At 70.7% G+C, this 2,680-nt stretch carries 2 protein-coding genes; one reads left to right on the top strand and one right to left on the bottom strand.

Features of this window, described 5'->3' with window-relative positions; all coding sequences use genetic code 11:
• Window positions 1–161: 161 nt before the first annotated feature.
• Window positions 162–1,754 carry an SMP-30/gluconolactonase/LRE family protein gene (locus VF139_13955; GenBank protein HEX6852497.1) on the bottom strand — a complete coding sequence of 531 codons (1,593 nt, stop codon included), beginning with the start codon at window positions 1,752–1,754 and terminating at the stop codon, window positions 162–164.
• A gap of 135 nt (window positions 1,755–1,889) precedes the next feature.
• On the opposite strand from VF139_13955, the gene VF139_13950 reads away from it, so the two are divergent.
• A partial coding sequence (locus tag VF139_13950; protein HEX6852496.1) for a hypothetical protein occupies window positions 1,890–2,680 on the top strand: 791 nt, incomplete at its 3' end.

The following is a 2,680-nucleotide window of genomic DNA, read 5'->3' as shown; positions in this document are numbered from 1 at the left end:
TTCCCGTGGCTCAACGGGAAGCTTCGCGATGCCACGCACGGATACGTCGCGAGCCAGGTGATGTTCGCCTCCCTGGGCCTCGCGGGCCTCGCCTTCGCGATCCTGCTGCTGCGCGCCGACAAGCGGAACGGGGGCGCGCTGGAGCGGCCGGGATCGGGGGCCTAACGCGGGTCCGGCCCCCGCGTGAGCGTCCGGACCCGCAGGATCGCGTGGTTCGCGGCGACGAAGAGGTCGCCGCCCCCGCCCCACGCGACGTTGCCGGTCTTCACCCCCGTGACGATCCGACCCAGGCGCGTGCCATCGGGAGCGAAGACGTGGACGCCGCCGGGGGCCGCGCCGAAGACGTTCCCCGCGGCGTCCACTTCCAGGCCGTCGGGAACCCCCTCCCCGTCCTTCACGTAGGCGCGCGCGTCGGCGAAGACGCGTCCCGAGCCGAGACTCCCGTCGGCAAGCACCGGATACGCCATCCACACCGGATTCGTGTTGTCGGCGTTGCTGACATAGAGGATTTTCTCGTCCGGCGAGAAGGCGATCCCGTTCGGCGCTCGCAGGTCCCGCACCACCGCGGTGAGCTTCCCATCGGGGGTGAGGCGATAGACCCCCTGGAACGGGACCTCCTTCCCGGGATCGTCGAACGACTTCGGCAACCCGAACGGCGGGTCGGTGAAGAAGACGTCGCCGTTCGACCGGTAGACGAGATCGTTCGGGCTGTTGAGGCGGTGCCCCTCGAAGCGGTCGGCGAGGACGGTGAGCCGGCCGTCCTCTTCGCGGCGCACGATGCGCCGGTCGCCGTGCTGGCACATCACCAGGCGCCCGCGGCGGTCGAAGGTCAGGCCGTTGGAGCCGGGCTCGCGCCCCGGGAAAGGCGAGGCGCCGGTGTACCCGCTCTTCTCCAGGACCGGCCGCGCCGCGCCGCCGCCGTCCCAGCGGAAGATCGCATTGCGCGGGACGTCCGAAAAGAGCAACGAGCGGCTCGCCGGGTCCCACAGCGGTCCCTCCGTCCAGTCGTGACCGTCCACGACCTTCTCCACGACGGTGTCCACGGGAATCAGGGCGTCCAGGCGCGGATCGAGGCGCTCCACCGTGGCAGGGGCCGTCACGCGATCCCACGTGAGGATCTGCGTGGTCCATCCCTCGCGCTGCCGCTTCTCGAACGAGGCTTTCAGGTGCGGGCTCCGCTTGTGCGCCTCGAGCGCCTCCGCGCTCGACCAGACCTCGTAACGCATGAACTCGTGCGGCGCGTCGGGGGAGCGATAGAGGTCGTAGCGCAGGCACCCCGGCTCGGCGCGGGTCGGCCCCTCGAGCGACAGCAGGTGGCGCTCGAGGTCGGCGCCTCTTCCCGGCAGGCCGTGGATCAGCGTCACGGCGGTCAGCGCCCCCGGCGGGGGCGGCGGCGGCTCCTTGAGCTCCACCAGGATCCCGTGCGCGTCGGTGTCGCCGACGTTCTCCGAGGCGTGCCGCACGGCGTCGCTGTAGCCGACGGTCCCGGGGTGCCCGACGCGCATGCCCGTGTTCCCGTCGGGGAACGTGAACCGGATCCTGAAGTCGGCGAGGAAGACCGCGACGTTCGCGGGATGGTCGTGCGCCTCCTCCTTCGCCCCCTTCGCCAGGGTGAAGTCGAGGACGCGCACGCGCTCGTTCTCGACGAGGACGCGGTAGTTGCCGGGGTAGAGCTTCAGGGGGTCGCGCGGCGAATCGGAATAGGCGAGAGCGCCGAGAGCGAGGAGTGCGAACGGGATCAACGCCTTCTTCATCGGTCTCCCTCCGTCATCCGGGTGGATCCGATGTCGCGGCGCGAGGCGGAGTTACCGGAGGTTACGCGGGGGCCGGCCGCGATCCCGGCGCGACGCGCTACACTGCGGCCAGTTCGTTCGCCGCGGAGGCTCTTCGTGCGCCGGATCTATCCCCTGATCGCGATCGCGCTGGCCATGATCGCGCCACCGTGCGCGGCCGCGCGCGAACGGTGGGCACGCGTGGACACCCCGACCGTGCGGGTCTTCACCAGCGGCGATCCGGCCCGGGCGCGGCACTTCGCCAGGATGCTCGAGTCGTTCCGCGCCTTCCTCGTGAAGGAGCCCCGCGGCGTCGCGGTCGGGGACGTTCCGCCCTTCGACGTCTACCTGTTCGCGGATGTGAAGCGACTCGAGGCGCGCGTCGGGGAACGCGGACGGCTCGCGGGCGGCGCGCACGTCCCCGCGGTCGCACGGTGCGCTTTCCTGGCCCTCGACGCCGACGACTCGCTCGCCTACCTCCTCGACGATTACGTCGGTCACCTCCTCCACGCCGCCGGCGCCCCGCCTCCGCGCTGGTACCGCTCCGGCCTCGGGGACTACTACTCCACCTTCACCCTCGATCGAGCGGACTACGCCTCCGGGAAGCCGCCGTACGACTACCGGCTCTACCTCGAGTTCGTCGGCGGCGTACCGCTAGCGAACGTCCTTGCCTGCCGCGAGCGGATGGCGCCGAATCCGATGCTTTACGGCACCGCGTGGGCGTTCGTGCATTTCCTCGTTTCCGACGATGCACTCCGGGGGCGGATTCCCGCGTTCCTCGAGGCTCTCGGCAAGGACACTCCACTCGACGAGGCTACGAAGGCTGCGTTCGACGTTCCGCTCGACACCCTCGAGCGACGCTTCCGCGAAGCGTCGAGATCGGTCTTCCTTCCCGTGGTGCGCGTCCC

The organism is Candidatus Polarisedimenticolaceae bacterium (genome assembly GCA_036376135.1).
Lineage (GTDB): Bacteria > Acidobacteriota > Polarisedimenticolia > Polarisedimenticolales > DASRJG01 > DASVAW01.
Note: the sequence above shows the minus strand (reverse complement) of the source record. Positions and strands in the feature narration are given on the sequence as shown.